Source organism: Streptomyces sp. CMB-StM0423 (assembly GCF_002847285.1).
In the GTDB taxonomy this organism is placed as follows: Bacteria; Actinomycetota; Actinomycetes; order Streptomycetales; family Streptomycetaceae; genus Streptomyces.
The window spans coordinates 2,743,260-2,761,974 of the sequence record NZ_CP025407.1 but is presented as its reverse complement, the minus strand read 5'-3'; the positions used below and the strand labels follow the sequence as shown (position 1 = coordinate 2,761,974).

13 protein-coding genes are annotated in these 18,715 nt (G+C 72.7%); 6 read left to right on the top strand and 7 right to left on the bottom strand.

All coding sequences use genetic code 11. The annotated features are described in order from the left end of the window. Positions 1 to 28 precede the first annotated feature (28 nt). The 4 genes from CXR04_RS11680 to CXR04_RS11665 all read left to right on the top strand — a co-directional run bounded on the left by CXR04_RS11680 (position 29) and on the right by CXR04_RS11665 (position 4,574). On the top strand, positions 29 to 781 hold the full coding sequence (locus CXR04_RS11680; protein ID WP_101421779.1) for a GntR family transcriptional regulator: 753 nt from the start codon (positions 29 to 31) through the stop codon (positions 779 to 781). A gap of 195 nt (positions 782 to 976) precedes the next feature. Continuing rightward, the gene (locus CXR04_RS11675) at positions 977 to 1,171 is read left to right on the top strand and encodes a hypothetical protein (RefSeq protein ID WP_101421778.1); all 195 of its coding nucleotides are present in this window, start codon (positions 977 to 979) and stop codon (positions 1,169 to 1,171) included. 174 nt (positions 1,172 to 1,345) lie between these two features. Then, positions 1,346 to 1,846 (top strand): ATP-binding protein, encoded by a 501-nt coding sequence (locus CXR04_RS11670; RefSeq protein ID WP_442802451.1) that lies wholly within the window; start codon positions 1,346 to 1,348, stop codon positions 1,844 to 1,846. A 217-nt stretch (positions 1,847 to 2,063) separates the two neighbouring features. Next, on the top strand, positions 2,064 to 4,574 hold the full coding sequence (locus CXR04_RS11665; protein WP_101421776.1) for a SpoIIE family protein phosphatase: 2,511 nt from the start codon (positions 2,064 to 2,066) through the stop codon (positions 4,572 to 4,574). A gap of 53 nt (positions 4,575 to 4,627) precedes the next feature. Here CXR04_RS11665 and CXR04_RS11660 read toward each other — a convergent pair whose 3' ends face one another. From CXR04_RS11660 to CXR04_RS11625, 7 genes are all read right to left on the bottom strand, one after another. Beyond that, the gene (locus CXR04_RS11660; RefSeq protein ID WP_101421775.1) at positions 4,628 to 5,377 is read right to left on the bottom strand and encodes a PspA/IM30 family protein; all 750 of its coding nucleotides are present in this window, start codon (positions 5,375 to 5,377) and stop codon (positions 4,628 to 4,630) included. 133 nt (positions 5,378 to 5,510) lie between these two features. Then, the gene (locus CXR04_RS11655) at positions 5,511 to 7,628 is read right to left on the bottom strand and encodes a TPM domain-containing protein (protein ID WP_101421774.1); all 2,118 of its coding nucleotides are present in this window, start codon (positions 7,626 to 7,628) and stop codon (positions 5,511 to 5,513) included. Positions 7,629 to 8,001: 373 nt separating this feature from the next. Further along, positions 8,002 to 9,576, bottom strand: a complete 1,575-nt coding sequence (gene dacB / locus CXR04_RS11645) for a D-alanyl-D-alanine carboxypeptidase/D-alanyl-D-alanine endopeptidase (protein WP_442802369.1) — start codon at positions 9,574 to 9,576, stop codon at positions 8,002 to 8,004. A 100-nt stretch (positions 9,577 to 9,676) separates the two neighbouring features. Then, positions 9,677 to 10,462: a succinate dehydrogenase/fumarate reductase iron-sulfur subunit gene (locus CXR04_RS11640; RefSeq protein WP_101421771.1), complete on the bottom strand. Its 786-nt coding sequence runs from the start codon at positions 10,460 to 10,462 to the stop codon at positions 9,677 to 9,679. Then, complete coding sequence (locus CXR04_RS11635; RefSeq protein ID WP_101421770.1) at positions 10,459 to 12,456, bottom strand: fumarate reductase/succinate dehydrogenase flavoprotein subunit; 1,998 nt, start codon at positions 12,454 to 12,456, stop codon at positions 10,459 to 10,461. Before CXR04_RS11635 ends, CXR04_RS11640 begins: the two co-directional genes overlap by 4 nt. A gap of 41 nt (positions 12,457 to 12,497) precedes the next feature. Beyond that, complete coding sequence (locus CXR04_RS11630) at positions 12,498 to 13,331, bottom strand: hypothetical protein (RefSeq protein ID WP_101421769.1); 834 nt, start codon at positions 13,329 to 13,331, stop codon at positions 12,498 to 12,500. A 118-nt stretch (positions 13,332 to 13,449) separates the two neighbouring features. Then, positions 13,450 to 13,740, bottom strand: a complete 291-nt coding sequence (locus CXR04_RS11625; RefSeq protein ID WP_101421768.1) for a hypothetical protein — start codon at positions 13,738 to 13,740, stop codon at positions 13,450 to 13,452. A 355-nt stretch (positions 13,741 to 14,095) separates the two neighbouring features. On the opposite strand from CXR04_RS11625, the gene CXR04_RS11620 reads away from it, so the two are divergent. Next, the gene (locus tag CXR04_RS11620) at positions 14,096 to 16,294 is read left to right on the top strand and encodes an ABC transporter family substrate-binding protein (protein WP_101421767.1); all 2,199 of its coding nucleotides are present in this window, start codon (positions 14,096 to 14,098) and stop codon (positions 16,292 to 16,294) included. Between the two features lie 386 nt (positions 16,295 to 16,680). Continuing rightward, on the top strand, positions 16,681 to 18,567 hold the full coding sequence (gene typA / locus CXR04_RS11615) for a translational GTPase TypA (RefSeq protein ID WP_101421766.1): 1,887 nt from the start codon (positions 16,681 to 16,683) through the stop codon (positions 18,565 to 18,567). Positions 18,568 to 18,715: the final 148 nt, after the last annotated feature.

The window sequence follows — 18,715 nt, the reverse complement described above, 5'->3', positions numbered from 1 at the left end:
ACGGTGGCGACGGGGGTGTGAAGAAACGGTGCCTCTAGGGGAGCAGCCCGCCTATCTGCGGGTCGCCGCGGATCTCCGCCGGAAGATCGTCAGCGGCGAACTGCCGCCGCACGCCCGGCTGCCCTCACAGGCGCGCATCCGCCAGTTGTACGGGGTCTCCGACACCGTCGCGCTGGAGGCGCGCAAGGTGCTGATGGCCGAGGGTCTGGTCGAGGGCCGGTCCGGGTCCGGCACGTACGTGCGCTCGCGGCCCGAGCCGCACCGGCTGGTCCGTACCGGCTACCGCGGCCTCGCCGACCTCACCCCCTTCCGCCAGGAGCAGGCCGACGAGTCGGTCACCGGCTCCTGGGAGTCGCGCAGCGCACAGGAGCCCGCCGGCGGGGCGGTCGCCGCCCGGCTGCACCTGGGAGCCGGCGACCCGGTGATGCGTACGCGCTACGTCTTCCGCTCGGCCGGCGAGCCCGTACTGCTGTCCACGTCCTGGGAGCCGCTGGCGCTCACCGGCCGCACCCCCGTGATGCTGCCCGAGGAGGGCCCGCTCGCCGGCCGCGGCGTGGTGGAGCGGATGGCGGCGATCGACGTCGTCGTGGACAACGTCGTGGAGGAGGTCGGCACCCGCCCCGGGCTGGCCGACGAGGCGCACGCGCTGGGCGCCCTGCCGGGGCGGCCGGTGCTGTGCATCCAGCGGACGTTCTATGCCTCCGGGCGGGCCGTCGAGACCGCGGACGTCATCGTTCCGGCCGATCGTTACCGGGTCAGTTACCACCTGCCCGTCAAGTAACCCGAGCCCCGGGCCTTGTCTCCCGTCTCCGCCGATTCGAACTTTCGGCCGAGAATGGTACTTCTCGTGTAAAGCCGTATGCGGGGAGTGAATGCCGGGCGTAAGCTCTGGCATATTCGAAAGGCAAGCAGGCGCCGGGGACCGTGATCGTCCCGCGTGCGTCCTGGGCACACATTCATTCCTGGGGTGGGCATTATGGGTGCGGGTGACAGCGGCGCCGCACGCCCGTGGGTCATCGTCCGCGAGGACGACAACGGCAACCATTACCGCGTCGGCCGCTATGCCACGCGTGACGAGGCCGAGCGCGTGGTCTCCCGTTTCAGCCCCGCCGACGAACGGCAGATATACCGGGTGGAGCGCGCCGGCCCGAGCGACGCCAACCCCGTGTAGCTTCACGTACGCATGCAGGTGATATTTTCGCCCAAAGCGGGTATGTAACTACCACTCCCCTCAAGTCGGGCAAATCCGACAGAACTCCGCTGGGATGTGGTAGGCGTGAGCAACCCCCCGTTCTTCCGCCACGCCGCCGTGACACCGTTCTCCCCGCTCCCCGATCCCGGCGCACTGACCGGCTTCCGGGATCCCACCGGAACCGCGGGGCCGCCACCCGGCTCCGGCCTCACCGGATCTGCCGGCCCATCGGACCCCGCAGGACCCGCCGGTCTCGCCGGCTCGCCCGGCCCCGCCGAGTGGAGCTTCCCCGCGGATCCCGGCTGCGTGCGCACCGCCCGCGCCGTCGTCCGCGACACCCTGCGCACCTGGCACCTCGACCCCGTGACCGACCTCGCCGTGCTGCTCGTCAGCGAGCTGGTCACCAACTCCCTGCGCTACGCCTCAGGACCCGTCGGCCTGCGCCTGCGCCCGGTCGGCGGACCCGACGCCGGCGGCGGCGTCCGCGTCGAGGTGTCCGACACGCTGCCGGTCCCGCCGCTGCTCCGTACCGCCGCGCCGGACGAGGAAGGCGGCCGCGGCCTGCTGCTCGTCGCCAGTGTCGCGGTGCGCTGGGGAACCCGCTGCGGCGGAATGGGCAAGACGGTGTGGTTCGAGCTGGGGTCCGCTGGTTAGAACGTACGAGGGAGGCTTCTTCGGCGTACGGAAGGGGGCGCACGGGGGCGTAGCGCCGGGTGCCGGTCGGGCACCACTTCGCAGACGTGGCGGTTACGGGGACCGGAAGCGGTGGGGCGTTCCGAACCCGTGACCCGACGACCATGTTCCGGATACGGATCTTCCCGCATACTCTGCGGTGCGTACCCGGAGCAGGATCAGCAAAGGGGGCGGTCGCGTGGGAGCACCGTTCTGGCAGAGCAGTCCGCCGGGCTCCATCTACGACCACATCAAGGTGGCCTCCTTCGCCCTTGACGCGGAGGGGCACATCGAGCAGTGGAGTGCCCGTGCCGAGGAGCTCCTCGGCATCTCCGCCGCCGAGGTGCTGGGCCGCGACGCCGTCGAGGCGCTGGTTCCGGAGGAGCTGCGGGCGGACGTGGGGGAGAAGGTCGCCGAGATCCTCGACGGCCGCGAGTGGACCGGTCTGCTGCCCTACCGCAGACCGGCCGGGCCCGACGGCACCGACGCCGGGCACCCCGCCGTCGACGGCATCGCCGAGCTGTACGTCATGCCCACCACCGGCGTCGGCGGCACCCGCGGTGCGGTGTGCCTCACCGTCGACGCGTACGCGCTGCGCCGTATCGAGACCGACCTCGCCGCCTCCCAGGCCGTTTTCGGCCAGGCCCCGATGGGGTTCCTGCTGTTCGGCACCGACCTGCGGCTCGTCCGCGTCAACGAGCGGGTCGCCGCCGCCTTCGGCGGCACCGTCGCCTCCCACGCGGGCCGCGCGCCCCGCGACTACCTCCCCCGCCCCGAGGCCGAGCGCGTCACCGCCGCGCTCAAGCAGGTCCTCGACACCGGCGAGCCCGTCACCGACATGCAGATCCTCGGGCCCACCCCCGAGGAGCCGCAGACCGGCTCCGTACCGGCACAGCGCGAGGGGCAGCCGGGCAGCCTCCGGTGGTCCATATCGCTGTACCGCGTTCACAGCCGTACGGGCCGGCCCATGGGCGTCGCCGCCATCGTCTCCGACGTCACCCGCCGCCGCCGGGCCGAGAGCGAGGCCGCCAGCACCCGCCGCAACCTCGCGCTGCTCAACGAGGCCGGCGCCCGTATCGGCAACTCGCTCGACCTGGAGACCACCGCGCGCGAACTGCTCGGCGTCACCGTGCCGCAGTTCTGCGACATGGCGTGCGTCGACGTCTACCAGAGCCTCCTCGACGGCGACGAGGGCCGCCCAGGGCTTGCCGACGGCAGCGCGGAGCTGCGCCGCGTCGCCTTCGCCAGCGCCGTCTCCGACGCCCCCGTCACCGCCGTCGGCTCCACCCACCGCTTCGACTTCCACTCCCCGCACGCCGCCGCGCTGCGCACCGCCCAGGTGCGCCGGGTGCCGGGCGGCGACAGCGGTCTGGTGCAGACGACGCTCGCCGTGCCGCTGGTCGCGGGGGACACCGTCGTCGGGCTGGTGCAGTTCTCCCGGGCCCGCGGCAGCGAGGACTTCGGCGAACGCGACGCCGCCCTCGCCGCCCAGCTCGCCTCCCGCGCCGCCGTGTGCATCGACAACGCCCGCCTCTACCGCCGCGAGCACTCCCGCGCCCTCATCCTCCAGCGCAGCCTGCTCCCGCCCGGCGACCCCGAGGCGGCGGGCCTCGACATCGCCTGCCGCTACCTGCCCGGCAACACCGCCACCGAGGTCGGCGGCGACTGGTTCGACGTCATCGAGCTGCCGGGACACCGCACCGCGCTCGTCGTCGGCGACGTCATGGGCCGCGGCCTGCGCGCCGCCGTCGCCATGGGCGAACTGCGCAGCGCCGTACGCACCCTCGCCATGCTCGACCTGGAGCCGGCCGAGGTGCTCGCCGCCCTGGACGAGATCGCCGGCGGCCTCGGCGGCGTCTCCGACGAGGTCTACCTGGCCACCTGCTCGTACGTCGTCTACGACGCGGTCACCCGGCGCTGCACCTTCGCCAACGCCGGTCACCTGCCACCCGCCGTCGTCGAACCGGGCGAGCCGCCGCTGCTGCTGGAGGTGCCCGCCGGGATGCCGCTCGGCGTCGGCGGCGAGCCGTTCGAGGAGGTCGAGGTCGAGCTGCCAGACGGCGCCCTCCTCGCGCTCTACACCGACGGCCTCGTGGAGTCCCGCGACCACGGCCTGGACGAGGGCCTGGAGGAGTTCCGCAAGGCGCTCTCCGACCCCGCACAGCCGCTGGAGGACGTCTGCGACCACGTACTCGACACCCTCTACACCCGGCACGGAGAGGACGACATCGCCCTGTTGATGGCTCGTATCCGCGGACTGCCCGCCGACACCGTCGGCGACTGGCTGCTGCCCGCAGAGCCGCGCTCGGTCGCGCTCGCCCGCGAACACGCCCGTACGCAGCTCGCCGCCTGGGGCCTGGAGCCGCTGACCGACACCACCGAGCTGCTCGTCAGCGAGCTGGTGACGAACGCGCTCCGGCACGGCGAGGGCGGCCGCAGCGGCGGCGGCGAGCCGGAGATCCGGCTCCGGCTGCTGCTGGACCGCACCCTGGTGTGCGAGGTCTGGGACAGCAACCTGGTCCAGCCGCGCCGCCGCCGCGCCGGGGACACCGACGAGGGCGGCCGGGGGCTGCAGTTGGTCAGCATGCTCAGCGAGAACTGGGGCAGCAGACGCACGCACCGCGGGAAGACGGTCTGGTTCGAACTGGCCCTGCCGGGCACGGGCAAGCAGGCGGAACTGGACGAGGACGCGCTGCTGTCGGCGTACTGAACCGGGCCGCGGGGGCTTGGTTCGTGCGGGCGCCGGGCTCGTTCCGGGCGGGCTCAGGCCGCGGCGCGGCCGCCGCCGGCCGGTGGCGGCTCGCCGTCCTTCAGCCGGGCCAGCCGGGCGTCGATCTCCGCCCGCTTGCTCAGGTCGTCCACCTGCTCGAACTGCCCGTCCAGGGACGAGTCCGCCGGCTCCGCCCGGCCCATCGTGCGGGCCTCCTCGCGGCGGATCTTCGCCTCGAAGCGGCCCAGGTCGGCGGTGGGGTCGGTGACGTCCACGCTCGCGACGGCGTCGGGCATCCCGTTCCGTGCCTCCGCCGGCTGCGCGCGGGCCATGAGCCGGTCGCGGCGGGATTCGAGGCAGGTCAGCTTCTCCCGCATCGCGTCGAGGTTGTACGTCAGCCGCTCCACCACCTCCGTCTGCGCGGCGATCAGCGGCTCGGCCGCCGTCGCCCCGTTCTCCGAGGTGAGCTGCCGCTCCAGCGCCGTGCGGGCCAGGTTGTCGAACGTCTCGGCCTGCGGGGCGTCGCCCCCGGCGCGTACCTCGTCGGCCTTGCGGCTGGCGGCGAGGGCCTGGGCGCCCCACTCGTCGGCGGCGCAGGTGTCCTCCTTGTGGTCCGCCTCCATCAGGCGCAGGTTGCCGATGGTGGTGGCGACGGCCAGGTCCGCCTCGCGGATGTTGTTGGAGTAGTCCCGGATGAGCTGGTCGAGCGTCTTCTGCGGGTCCTCGGCCTGGTCGACGAGGGCGTCGACGTCGGCGCGGGCGAGCTGGAGGGTGCGGCCGAGGACGGTCTGCTTGCCGGTCACGGGTCTCCTTCGGTCTGGTGGCGGTGCGTTGCCGGTCCCGGGCGGTGTGGTGGCGGTCCCGGGCGGCCGCGGGCGGTCTGGCGGGAGTGCGCGCGGGGCGTGAGCCGTCGCGTAGCCCGTACTCCCGGAAGCTCTAGAAGCGGCCTCCACCGCCCATCCGCCCCCGCGTGCCCCCGCCGCCGAAGGTGCCGGGACCACGGCCGAAGCCGCCCCCGAAGCCGGTGGCGCCCCGGCGTCCGCCGGAGCCGTCCCCGGAGCCGTCGCCGAGCATGCCGCCGAGGATGATCCCGGCGAGCATCCCCGTGCCCATGCCGCCGCGTCCCCCGCCGCCGTAGCCGCTGCCGGCCGGGCCGCCGAAGGGCCCGCCGCCGTACGAGCCGTCGAAGCCCTGCACGTCCTGCTCCGCCAGCCGGCGCGCCTCGCGGCCGAGTTCGTCCGCGCGCTGCGCGTGCCGGAGGGCGCCGCTCGCATCGCTGTCTGCCGGCTCCCCGGCCAGCCGGAGGTGGCGCTCGCCCTCGCCCAGGCGGGTACGGGCCGCGGGGCCGATGCCGCCGCGGTGGGTGGTGACGAAGTCCCGGGCGGCGGCCACCGAACTGCGCGCGCCGATCAGCGCCTGGTCGAGCAGCCGCCGTGCCCGTCGTTCCGTCTCCTCCCGGCCGTCGGCCGCGGCGAGCGACGCCGCCAGGGCCGCGTCCGCCGCCAGCACCCGGCGCAGCGCTGCCAGCGGGTCGTACCTGCCGCCCGCCACCTCCTGCCCCACCTCCGCCAGGACCGTCTGCGCCCGCGTGATCCGGCCCTCCGCGTCGGCGCCCGACTCGTCCGCGGGCGTGCCGCGTTCCACCTCCTGCGCGGCGGCGAGGTCCTCGCGGATGTCGCGCAGCGCGTCGGTGAGCCGGGCGGCGGCCTCGCGCAGCTCGTGCTCGCGGCGCTCGACGGCCGCGACGAGGGTGCCGGCCTGGTCGAGTGCGCTCTCCGCGGCCCGTACGTGGACGGCGGCGGTGGCCGGGTCGTCCGTGCCGAGGGCGGTGCGGGCGTGGGTGAGGTGCTCGCCGGCGAACTGCAGGCGGTCGCGGGCCGCGGCGGGGTTGCCGGCGACGGCGGCTGAGGCGGCGGGGTCGTAGCCGTCGGCCAGCACGGTGAGTCTGCTCTCGGCGGCGCCGATACGGTCCGGAAGGCGCCGCGCGGCGGCCTCGGCGGTGGCGAGGATCTGCGGCGCCCGGGTCACCATCGCGCGCAGCCGGTCGAAGGCGTCCGACTCGGCGTCGAGCCGGGCGTTGGCGTCGGTGCAGCGGGCGACGATCTCCTCCAGCATGTCGCGGCGGGCGTCGTCGTCCTCGGGGCGCGCGTCGTCGAGCGCCTGCCGGAGGCGGAAGGCGGCGGTCAGCTCGTCCCGGGCGTACCCGACGGCGTCGGCGAAGGGCCGCGTGGCCTCCTCGCCGAACTGGTCGGTGGCGAAGCCGAGTTCCTCCTGACTGGTGCGCACGGCGTCGTCGGTCTCCACGAGGAGCCCCTTGGCGCGGGCGTCGAGGTCGGGGGTGCTGGTGTCCTCGTGCGGCCAGTGGGGCGGGCCCCGGCGCCTGGCGCTCCGCCGCCGGGAGATGAACAGGGCGGCGGCCAGCGCGACGGCGAGCGCGGCGACAAGGGGCACCACGAAGTCGGTGGGACTGGCGTCACCCTGGGCGGACTCGCCGCGGGGCCGGCCGCCCGGGTCGGTGGGCCCGGGGGTGACGTCGGCGGGGGGCGCCTGCCGGCCGTCGAGCACGGCCGCGAACCCGTCCGCCGCGCCGATGGCTGCCCCGGCCCAGTCGTTCTGGCGCAGGGCGGGCTCGACGGCGCGGGCGTCGACGGCGTCGACGTCGCTCCGGGAGATGCCGGAGCCTTTGCGGGCGGAGACGGCGAACTGGCGGTCGCCGGTGGCGACGGCGAGGAGGACGTCGCGCTGCTTGAGCCCGTTCCTGTCGGCGGTGGCGTCGGCCCAGGCCCGGGGGGAGAGGGTGGAGAAGTCGCGTACGTAGGCGACGAAGAGCCGAACCCGGTGCTCGCGGTGGAGCCGATCGAGCGCCCGGACGACGTCGGGGCGCCGGTCGCGGAGGGCATGGACGCGGTCGGTGATCTGCCCGTCGGGGTCGAGGGGGACGGGGTCGGTGAGGGGGGCGGACGCGAGAGGCAGGGCGGAGGCCGGGAAGGCGACGGGCAGCAGCGCGAGGACCCCGGCGGCGAAGAGCCGGGCACCGAGCCGCCGAATCCGCATGCGCACGCCTCCGCACCATCACGCGCCGCGGTCCCGGCACGCCCTGTACGGGAGGTTATGTGCCTTTAGGTCGAATCGCACCCGGACCCGATGCGCATGTCTCTCCCCGGCCCAGGGAAGTGATCGACTCCGACCACTTCAGGGGTGTACGCAGTTACAACCTGGGCACCCCGGACGGCTCCGGTGACATCGCCGAAGGTCTCAACGTCGAGTTCCGCGTGTGTGCGCCAGGCATCCAGTGCAGCGATGCCTGGGTGTACGGAACGGCCTGAGCCGATCCACCGTGTGGACCGAGCACGGGCAGGGGCGGTTCTCGGGGGTGCCGCTCCTGCCCGCCGCGGGGCCCCGCAGGGGCCCCGCGGTCAGGCCGGTCTCAGCACCCCTTCGGCTTCTCCCACGCGCATTCGACGTCCGCCGGGCGCTCCGCACCCCGCGTCGTCTGCGACCGCGGCGCCGCCGCCTCCGTGCCCTCGCCGTAGCCCGCCAGGGTCGTCACCACCTTGTCCTCTATGTCCTTCACCGAGCCCGCCAGGTAGTTGTTCAGCACCACGCTGAACACCAGGTCCCTGCCGTCCGCATCCGTCACGTATCCCGACAGCGCCGACGCCCCCGTCAGCGAGCCCGTCTTCGCGCGGGCGTTGCCCTCCGCCGGGGTGTCGCACATGCGCGTGCGCAGGGTGCCGCCCACGAAGCGGTCCTCCGCGCAGGCCAGCGGCAGCGACTCGTACCAGGCGTCGAACCACGGCTCGTCCTGGACCGCCGTCAGCAGCTTGACGAACTCGCGGCCCGGGATCGTGTTGCCCCGCGACAGACCCGAGCCGTCGACCTGGCGCAGCGTGGACGTGTCGACGCCGATCGACTTCAGGTACGACGAGACGCCCCGCAGGCCCGCGCTCCACGTGCCGGCGTCCGCCGTCTCCACGCCGATCGTCTTCGTCAGGATCTCCGCGTGGCCGTTGTTGGAGAGCTTCATGAACGGGACCATCAGGTCCTTCAGCGGCATCGAGCTGTGGCTCGCGACCGTACGGGCCCCCGCCGGCGTCGCCCGCCCCAGCAGCGTCCTGCCCCCGACCTCGACCCCGTGCCGCTCCAGCGCGTCCCGGAAGACGGCCGCCGCGTAGCCCGTCGGCTCCCAGACCGAGATCCACTCCTTGGTGGCGTTCGCCTTCACCGGGATGTTCCCGCTGACGACGATGGTGTTCGTGCCGTGCTCCCGCGAGATGCCCAGCGTGTCGCGCTCGCCCGCCGCGACCGTGGCGCCCCGGTTGTCGATCTTCACGTAGTCGTTGGCCGGCGTCACCTTCACCACCGGCCGGTCGCCCGCCTTCTTGCCCGGGTACGCCTCCACCACCACCGTGCCGGAGTCGTAGTCCGTGTCGGGGGCCACGGTCAGCGCGGAGATCTGCATCGCGTAGTAGTCCGACTCGTAGTCGGCGGACCAGCCGTTGCCGACCCGTTCGGCGTCGAAGCGGGTGTCGTCCGCGACGAGCCGGCCGACCTCGTCCACCCCGGCAGCCGCGACCTTCGCGGCCAGCGCGTCGTAGTCGGCCGCCAGCATCGTCGGGTCGCCGGTGCCGCGCAGGTACAGGTCGCCGCCCGCCGTGAGGGCGTCGGTGGACCAGGTGTAGTCGGGGCCCAGCAGCTCCATCGCCGCCGCCGACGTGGGCAGCTTGGTGTTGGAGGCGGGGGTGAGCCGGGTGGCGGCGGACTGCTCGTACAGCGTCTCGCCGCTCGCCGCGTCGGCCACCACGACGGACGCCAGCGCGCCTTCCAGGCGCTCGTCGGCGAGGACGTTGTCCAGCGCCTGCTTGAGCCCGTCGTCGTCGGGGTCCGCCCCGGCCGGGGCGCCGCCGCCGAGGCCGAGGGCGAGGAGGGCCGCCATTCCGGCGGCGGCCGGCCAAGTCCACGTACGCGCCGCTGACTTCGGGCGTCTGGGGGATCTGCTCATGACAGTGGAGCATGGCGAACCATGACACGGGCAACAAGTACCTTGCTGCCCGTGTCATTGGTCCGACCGGTGGTATCCAGCCGAACGGCCGGACGGAACGCTAGTCCTTGCGGCGGAAGATCTTGCTCCCCAGCCACACCAGCGGGTCGTACTTACGGTCCGCCGCCCGCTCCTTGAGCGGGATCAGCGCATTGTCCGTGATCTTGATGTGCTCGGGGCAGACGTCCGAGCAGCACTTGGTGATGTTGCAGTACCCCAGGCCGTGCTCGTCCTGCGCGGTGGTCCTACGGTCCAGACCCTCGTCCTTCGCCGCGTCGAGCGGGTGCATGTCCAGCTCGGCGACGCGCATGAGGAAGCGCGGGCCCGCGAAGGCCGCCTTGTTCTCCTCGTGGTCGCGGACCACGTGGCAGGTGTCCTGGCACAGGAAGCACTCGATGCACTTGCGGAACTCCTGCGAGCGGTCCACGTCCTCCTGCTGCATCCGGTACTCACCGGGCGCCAGCTTCTCGGGCGGGACGAACGAGGGGATCTCGCGGGCCTTCTCGTAGTTGAAGCCCACGTCCGTGACGAGGTCGCGGACCACGGGGAAGGCGCGCAGCGGGGTGACCGTGATGGTCTCCTCGCGGTCGAACACCGACATCCGGGTCATGCACAGCAGCCGCGGGCGGCCGTTGATCTCCGCGCTGCACGAACCGCACTTGCCCGCCTTGCAGTTCCAGCGCACCGCCAGGTCCGGTGCCTGGGTGGCCTGCAGCCGGTGGATGATGTCGAGGACGACCTCGCCCTCGTTCACCTCGACCTCGAAGTCCTCCAGGCCACCGCCCCCGGTGTCGCCGCGCCAGACCTTGAAGCGGGCGATGTAGCCCGTGGTGGGTGCCGTGGTCACTCGGTCAGCTCCTCGTCCGTCAGGTACTTCACCAGCTCTTCCTTCTCGAAGAGGTCGAGCAGGTCGGGCCGGATCGGCGGCATCTCGCGCTTCTCCAGCCGGATCTGGCCCCGCTCCGGGTCCGGCACGTCCGCCGCGGGCAGCGCGCCGCCCGCCGGGTCGGCGAGCCGGCAGACCAGGTTCTGCTTGCGCCAGTCGCGGTCCATCGCCGGGTGGTCGTCGCGGGTGTGGCCGCCGCGGGACTCGGTACGCTCCCGGGCCGCGCGCGCGACGCACTCGCTGACCAGCAACATGTTCCGCATGTCCAGCGCGAGGTGCCAGCCGGGGTTGAACTGCCGATGGCCCTCGACGCCGGCGCCCCTGGCCCGTACGCGCAGGTCGCCGAGGCGGTTCAGGGCCTCGCTCATCTCCGCCTCCCGGCGGATGATGCCGACCAGGTCGTTCATCGACTGCTGGAGTTCCTGGTGGAGCGTGTACGGGTTCTCCGGCGGCTTGACGCCGCCGTCCCCGTCCGCACCCGCACCCGCGGCCCCGGCGCCGCCGGCGCCGGCCTCCGCGCTGAACGGGCGCAGCGCCTCTGCGGACGCCGCCGCGATCTGCTCCTCGTCGACCTCCGCGCGCCCGTCGGCGGAGCCCGCCGCGTCGCGCGCGTACTCGGCCGCGTAAAGACCCGCGCGCCGCCCGAACACCAGCAGGTCAGACAGCGAGTTGCCGCCGAGGCGGTTGGAGCCGTGCATGCCGCCGGCGACCTCGCCGGCCGCGAAGAGGCCCGGCACGCCCAGCGCCGCCGCCGTGTCCGGGTCGACGTCCACGCCGCCCATCACGTAGTGGCAGGTGGGGCCGACCTCCATCGGCTCGGCGGTGATGTCGACGTCCGCCAGCTCCTTGAACTGGTGGTGCATCGACGGCAGCCGGCGCTTGATCTCCTCGGCGGGCAGCCGGGTCGACACGTCCAGGAACACCCCGCCGTGCGGGGAGCCGCGGCCGGCCTTGACCTCGGAGTTGATGGCGCGGGCCACCTCGTCGCGGGGCAGCAGCTCGGGCGGGCGCCGGTTGTTGTCCGGGTCCTCGTACCAGCGGTCGCCCTCGTCCTCGCTCTGGGCGTACTTCTCCTTGAAGACGTCCGGGATGTAGTCGAACATGAAGCGCTTGCCCTCGCTGTTGCGCAGGACACCGCCGTCGCCGCGGACCGACTCCGTGACGAGGATGCCCTTGACCGAGGGCGGCCAGACCATCCCGGTGGGGTGGAACTGGACGAACTCCATGTTGATCAGCGACGCCCCGGCGAGCAGCGCGAGCGCGTGCCCGTCCCCGGTGTACTCCCAGGAGTTGGACGTCACCTTGAACGACTTGCCGATGCCGCCGGTCGCGAGCACCACCGACGGCGCCTCGATCACGAAGAACCGGCCCGACTCGCGCTCGTAGCAGAACACGCCGGAGACCCGGCCGTCGGGCGCCTTGAGGATGCGCGTGACCGTGTACTCCTGGAAGACCTTGATCCGGGACTCGTAGTCCCCGCCGGTCTTGAAGTCCTCCTGCTGGAGGGAGACGACCTTCTGCTGCAGCGTACGGATCAGTTCGAGCCCGGTGCGGTCGCCGACGTGGGCGAGGCGCGGGTACTCGTGGCCGCCGAAGTTGCGCTGGGAGATCTTGCCGTCCTTGGTGCGGTCGAAGAGCGCACCCCAGGTCTCCAGCTCCCAGACGCGGTCCGGCGCCTCCTTGGCGTGCAGCTCCGCCATCCGCCAACTGTTGAGGAACTTGCCGCCGCGCATGGTGTCGCGGAAGTGCACTTGCCAGTTGTCGCCCGCGTTGACGTTGCCCATGCTGGCGGCGATGCCGCCCTCGGCCATCACGGTGTGGGCCTTGCCGAAGAGCGACTTGCAGATCACGGCCGTGCGCAGGCCCTGCTCGCGAGCCTCGATCGCCGCCCGCAGCCCGGCGCCCCCGGCACCGACCACGACGACGTCCCACTGCTGCCGTTCGACTTGCGTCATTTTCTGTGCTTCGCCTTTCCCATCGGTCGGCTCGCTGCGCCTCAGAAGAGCACCGGGTCGTCGAATGCGCCCGAGGCCAGCAGGTATACGTACAGGTCGGCGAGCCCCACGCTGATCAGGGACGCCCAGGCAAGCAGCGCGTGGCGCTCGTTGAGCTTGCCCACCAGGCCCCAGGCGCGGTAGCGCACCGGGTGCTTGGAGAAGTGCCTGAGCCGGCCGCCGACGATGTGCCGGCACGAGTGGCAGGAGAGGGTGTAGAGCCAGATGAGCACGACGTTGATCCAGAGCACGATGGTGCCGAGACCCACGTGGCCCCACTCGTACTCGCTGTTGCGGAAGCCTAGGACCGCGTCCCACGTGAGGATCGCGGCGACCGCGATCGCGGCGTAGAAGAAGTAGCGGTGCAGGTTCTGCACGATCAGCGGGAAGCGGGTCTCGCCGGTGTACGTCTTGTGCGGCTCGGCGACCGCGCAGGCGGGCGGGGAGCCCCAGAAGCTGCGGTAGTACGACTTGCGGTAGTAGTAGCAGGTGAACCGGAAGCCCAGCGGGAAGACCAGGATGATCGCCGCCGGGGACATGAACCACCAGTCGCCGAAGAGCGCGAAGTTGGGGCCGTTCTTCATGTCCACGCAGTCGGAGCCCAGACACGGCGAGTAGAAGGGCGAGACGTAGGGCGCCGCGTAGTAGTCGGCGTTGCTGAGCGCGCGCCACGTCGAGTAGACGATGAACGCCATCAGGCCGGCGAAGGTGGCGGTCGGCTGCACCCACCAGCGGTCGGTGCGCAGGTGGCGCGCCGCGATCGCGGCACGGCCCGGGGCGCGGACACCGCCCGGCTGGTCGGGGGTCGGTGGGCGTTCGGTTGTTCCGGTGGCCAAGGTTGTCTCCGGCAGGAGGGGATGGAGTGGGGTCGGTGATGGACGGGGTGCGCCTGCGGACCAGGGCCTGACGGGACCCGGGCGCGCGGACGCGGGGCGGGGGTGGCCGGGCTGCCCGCTAGGGGGCGTGCCGGCCGCCGGCGCCGAGTCCCTCGTCGTCGGCGTCCCGCCACAGGGTGTGGTCGTACGGCTGGTCGGGGATGGGGACCAGGGTCGGTCCCTCCTTCTCCGGGCCCTGGGCGGAGACCTCGCGCAGCAGGGCGAGGGACTCACGCAGGTGGTCGGCGTCGGTCCGTACGCGTCGCAGCTCCAGCGCGCCGGTGCCCATGCGCCGCTCCAGGCGGCTCACGGTGCGTACGAGATCGTCGACGCAGCGCTGCGCTGCGGTCAGTTCTTCGTTCAGGGTCATGACATGCCCTCACGTCTTCGGTCGGGCGGTGCTGACGGTGCCCCGCACGCGTCTTCGCGCACAGCGAAGACGCGCTCAGGGCGCTGTGGGGGGAAGTGTCGCGCGTCTCGCGCTCGCTTGGGAAGGGATCTGCAGATTTCCCCCTCCGGGGGTGACGTACGGGGCTGGATCCTGCCGATCCGTACGGAAAACACACGGTCCGCGGTCCCCACGGCTGGGCCGGACGGGTGGAGTTGGGCGGCGCGCCCGCCGTGTCGCCGCGGAGTGCGGGGCGGGCTCGTTTTAGGTGGCGGGACAAGAGAAGTGTGATGAACGGCCAATGACGCCGAAAGTGTGTATCGCGGAGGTATCGCACATGTCCCTTCACAGCCGCAGGCGCTACACCGCCGTGCTGCTCGCCGCGGGCGTCACCCTGCCCCTGGCGGGCTGCGACACCTCCCCGAACGGCGCCGCCGGCGCCGCGCACGACATCACCGCCGTCTCGCGCGAGCAGCTCCGGCCCGGCGGCACGGTCCGCTGGGCCGTGGACGAGGCACCGGAGACGTTCAACGTCTTCCAGGCGGACGCGAGCGAGGCGACCGACCGCGTGGCGGGCGCGGTGCTGCCGCGGCTGTTCACCCTCGACGCGCACGGCAAGCCGACCGCCGACCCGGACTATCTGGAGAGCGCGGAGGTCGAGGACCGCAGCCCGAAGCAGCGGGTGGTCTACCGGCTGAACCCGAAGGCGGTGTGGAGCGACGGACGGCCGATCGGGGCGGAGGACTTCGAGGCGCAGTGGCTGGCGCTGAACGGCGAGGACACCGCGTACTGGACGGCGCGCAACGCCGGTTACGACCGGATCGAGTCGGTCGAGGCGGGCGACGAGCCGGGCGAGGTACGGGTCGTCTTCGACGAGCCGTACGCGGACTGGGAGGCGCTGTTCTCGCCGCTGTACCCGATGAGCGTGACGAAGACGCCCGAGGCGTTCAACGACGGGTCGAGGACGGGGCTGGCGGAGGTCGCGGGCCCGTTCACGATCAAGGACGTCGAGGACAAGAAGAAGGACGGGAAGAAGGGCGAGAAGTACAAGGACGGGAAGAGGGCGGACAAGGAAGAGAAGGAAGAGAAGGGCGGGAAGAAGAAGGACGGCAGGAAGAAGGGGAAGCGGGACGAGAGCGAGCCGACGTCGGTGACCCTCGTGCGCAACCCCCGCTGGTGGGGCGACCGGGCGCTGCTCGACCGGCTGGTCTTCCAGGAACTGCCGCGCGGCGCCGGGCGGGAGAAGGAGCTTGACGCCGGCCGGCTGAACGTCGCCGAGGTCGAACGGGACGAGGCCCTGGAGGCCGCCCGCGCCGAGAGGGCCGCCAAGGCCACGGTGGAGGTCTCCAAGACCGACCGGGCCCAGGACGGCAAGCCGCTGGACCTGGTGACGCTGCCGAAGGCCGCCCCCCGCCCGTACACCGTGCACCGGGCGCTGGAGCCCGCGTACACGCAGCTCGCGCTCAACGGCAGCTCGGGCCCGCTCGCCGACGAGCGGGTACGCCGCGCCGTCGCCCGCGCCGTGGACCGCGGCACCCTGGCGCGCAGCGTCCTCGGCCCGCACGGCCTGCCGTCGAAGCCGCTGGGCAGCCACCTGCTGATGCCGGGCCAGCCCGGCTACAGCGACCAGAGCGCCGCGCTCGGCCCGCAGGACGTGATCGCGGCACAGAAGCTGCTGGCGGAGGCGGGCTGGAAGGGCGGCCCGCGGTCGGAGGAGGCGGAGGCGAAGGGCACCGGCGCCCGCGACCGCGCGGACGGCGCGCGGTCCGGCGACGACAAGCCGGCAGGCGCGGTGCTGCCGACGTACGACGTGCCGCTGTCGGTGACGCGGCCGGCGGAGACGCAGTACGTGGCGCTGGGCCGGCAGGCGGAGCTGTGGGCGGCGGCGGCGAAGCACGGCAAGTCCTCTCAGGCGTACAAGGAGGCCGTGAAGGCGGCCCGGCTGGCGCGCACGGCGCTGGCCGAGCGGGAGACGAGCGTGGCGCAGCCGCCGCGGCAGCGGCCGTTCGTCAAGAACGGCAAGCCGCTGACGCTCCGCTTCGTGGTGCCGGAGGGGCCCGGGACGGAGCAGTTGCGGTCGGTGGCGTCGCGGGTGGTGCGGATGATGGACAACATCGGCGTACGGACCGAGGTGGTGGAGGCCGGGGAGCAGGGCTACTTCAAGGACTACATCGCGGCCGGCGAGTACGACATCGCGCTCTACTCCTGGCCGGGCACCCCCTACCCGGCCACGGACGCCCGCCCGATCTACGCCAAGCCCGTACCGTCCCCCGACGGCTCCCTGGTCGTCGAGCAGAACTACACCCGCGTCGGCACGGACGAGATCGACCAGCTCTTCGACCAGGCGGGCTCGGAACTGGACGACGAGGTCGCCCAGGAACTCCTCACCCGCGCCGACGCCCGCATCTGGGCGGCCGCCGGCTCGATCCCCCTCTACCAGCGCCCCCAACTGGTGGCCACCACCCGCAACCTCGCCAACGCCGGCGCCTTCGGCTTCACCACCCCCCGCTACCAGGACATCGGCTACCGCAACTGACGCGCCCCCGGGCCGGCCGGTGGGGTCCGTACGCGCTGCCCCGCTGGCTGTCGGCGAGGACGACGGGGAGTGCACAGACGTCTGCGAGGTGTGCACGCCGGCGGCGCCGTACCCGGCCTGATCGACCTGCCAGTGTGGTGGTACGCCGGCCCGGGGGCAGCGGGAGCGGGCCGGGGTGTTGCGGCGGCGGCTCGTGGCGTGTGGCTGGGATCCGGACGAGGGCTGAGGGCAGGCCCGGGGCGGGGCCGGGTGGCGCAATGCGGGGGGCGGGTGGAGCGGGCTAGCGTACCGGCGCGCGTGGGGGTGGGGGAGGGGGACCGTACGATAGGAAGGCCGTGGTCGAATCGCCCGGCTGACCCCCTCTAGTTCGGGAGCACCGCCCAGTCATGCCGACGCGCCAGGACATTCGCAACGTCGCCATCGTCGCCCACGTCGACCACGGCAAGACCACCCTGGTCGACGCCATGCTCAAGCAGGCCGGCGCCTTCGCCGAGCACCAGCTCCAGTCCGTCGACGACCGGGTCATGGACACCGGGGACCTGGAGCGCGAGAAGGGCATCACCATTCTCGCCAAGAACACCGCGGTGAAGTACCACCCCAAGGGCGGCGACCCGGTGGTGATCAACATCATCGACACCCCCGGCCACGCCGACTTCGGCGGCGAGGTCGAGCGCGGCCTCTCCATGGTCGACGCCGTCGTGCTGCTGGTCGACGCCTCCGAGGGCCCGCTGCCGCAGACCCGCTTCGTGCTGCGCAAGGCGCTCCAGGCGCGGCTGCCCGTGATCCTCTGCATCAACAAGACCGACCGGCCAGACTCGCGGATCTCCGAGGTCGTGGACGACACGTACGACCTCTTCCTCGACCTCGACGCCGACGAGGAGCAGATCGAGTTCCCGATCGTCTACGCCTGCGCGCGTGACGGCGTCGCCTCGCTGACCCAGCCGGAGGACGGCACGGTGCCGGCGGACAGCGACAGCCTGGAGCCGTTCTTCTCCAGCATCCTGGACTACGTCCCGGCCCCGTCGTACGACGAGGGCGCGCCGCTCCAGGCGCACGTGACCAACCTCGACGCCGACAACTTCCTCGGCCGCATCGCGCTGCTGCGCGTGGAGCAGGGCGAGCTGAAGAAGGGGCAGACCGTCGCGTGGATCAAGCGCGACGGCACCGTGCAGAACGTGCGGATCACCGAGCTGATGATGACCGACGCGCTCACCCGCCGCCCCGCGCAGCTCGCCGGGCCCGGGGACATCTGCGCGGTCGCCGGCATCACCGAGATCATGATCGGCGAGACCCTCGCGGACCCGGAGAACCCGGTCGCGCTGCCGCTGATCACCGTCGACGAGCCGGCGATCTCCATGACCATCGGGACGAACAACTCGCCGCTGGTCGGCAAAGGAGTCGGCGGCGGGAAGAGCAAGGGCCACAAGGTCACCGCCCGGCTGGTCAAGGACCGCCTCGACCGCGAACTCGTCGGCAACGTGTCGCTGCGCGTGCTGACCACCGAGCGCCCCGACGCCTGGGAGGTGCAGGGCCGCGGTGAGCTGGCGCTGGCGATCCTGGTGGAGACGATGCGCCGGGAGGGCTTCGAGCTGACCGTCGGCAAGCCCGAGGTGGTCACCAAGGAGATCGACGGCAAGGTCCACGAGCCCGTCGAGCGCATGACGATCGACGCGCCCGAGGAGCACCTCGGCGCGATCACGCAGCTCCTCGCCGCCCGGAGGGGCCGGATGGAGACGATGACGAACCACGGGTCCGGCTGGGTCCGGATGGAGTTCGTCGTGCCCTCGCGCGGGCTCATCGGCTTCCGTACGGAGTTCCTGACGCAGACCCGCGGCACGGGCATCGCGCACTCGATCTTCGAGGGGCACGAGCCGTGGTTCGGCGAGCTGCGGACGCGCAGCAGCGGGTCGCTGGTCGCGGACCGGACGGGCGCGGTGACGGCGTTCGCGATGACGAACCTCCAGGAGCGCGGGACGCTCTTCGTCGAGCCGGGCACCGAGGTGTACGAGGGCATGATCGTCGGGGAGAACTCCCGCTCCGACGATATGGACGTCAACATCACCAAGGAGAAGAAGCTCAGCAACGTCCGGTCGTCCACGGCCGACATCGCCGAGTCGATCGTGCCGCCGCGGAAGCTGTCGCTTGAGCAGTCGCTGGAGTTCTGCCGCGACGGCGAGTGCGTCGAGGTCACGCCGGACACGGTGCGGATCCGCAAGGTGGTGCTCGACGGGCGCGAGCGCGCGCGGGCGGCCTCGCGGGCGAAGCACGCGTAACGCGGCCCGGCGGGCGGAGCCGGTACGCCGGCGGGCGGAGCCGGTACGCGCGGGGCGTACCCGCGGCATCTGAGACGCGGCAGGCACACGCCGCACGGACGCGCGGCGCGTACACCCTGAATCCCGCCACTCCCCGGACCGGCGCGCG

What these genes read in the sequence shown, in the direction of transcription:
- CXR04_RS11620 (WP_101421767.1), top strand. Translation starts at nt 14,096, where the DNA reads ATGTCCCTTCACAGCCGCAGGCGCTACACCGCCGTGCTGCTCGCCGCG.
- CXR04_RS11625 (WP_101421768.1), bottom strand. Translation starts at nt 13,740, where the DNA reads ATGACCCTGAACGAAGAACTGACCGCAGCGCAGCGCTGCGTCGACGAT.
- CXR04_RS11675 (WP_101421778.1), top strand. Translation starts at nt 977, where the DNA reads ATGGGTGCGGGTGACAGCGGCGCCGCACGCCCGTGGGTCATCGTCCGC.
- typA (WP_101421766.1), top strand. Translation starts at nt 16,681, where the DNA reads ATGCCGACGCGCCAGGACATTCGCAACGTCGCCATCGTCGCCCACGTC.
- CXR04_RS11655 (WP_101421774.1), bottom strand. Translation starts at nt 7,628, where the DNA reads ATGCGGATTCGGCGGCTCGGTGCCCGGCTCTTCGCCGCCGGGGTCCTC.
- dacB (WP_442802369.1), bottom strand. Translation starts at nt 9,576, where the DNA reads ATGAGCAGATCCCCCAGACGCCCGAAGTCAGCGGCGCGTACGTGGACT.
- CXR04_RS11635 (WP_101421770.1), bottom strand. Translation starts at nt 12,456, where the DNA reads ATGACGCAAGTCGAACGGCAGCAGTGGGACGTCGTCGTGGTCGGTGCC.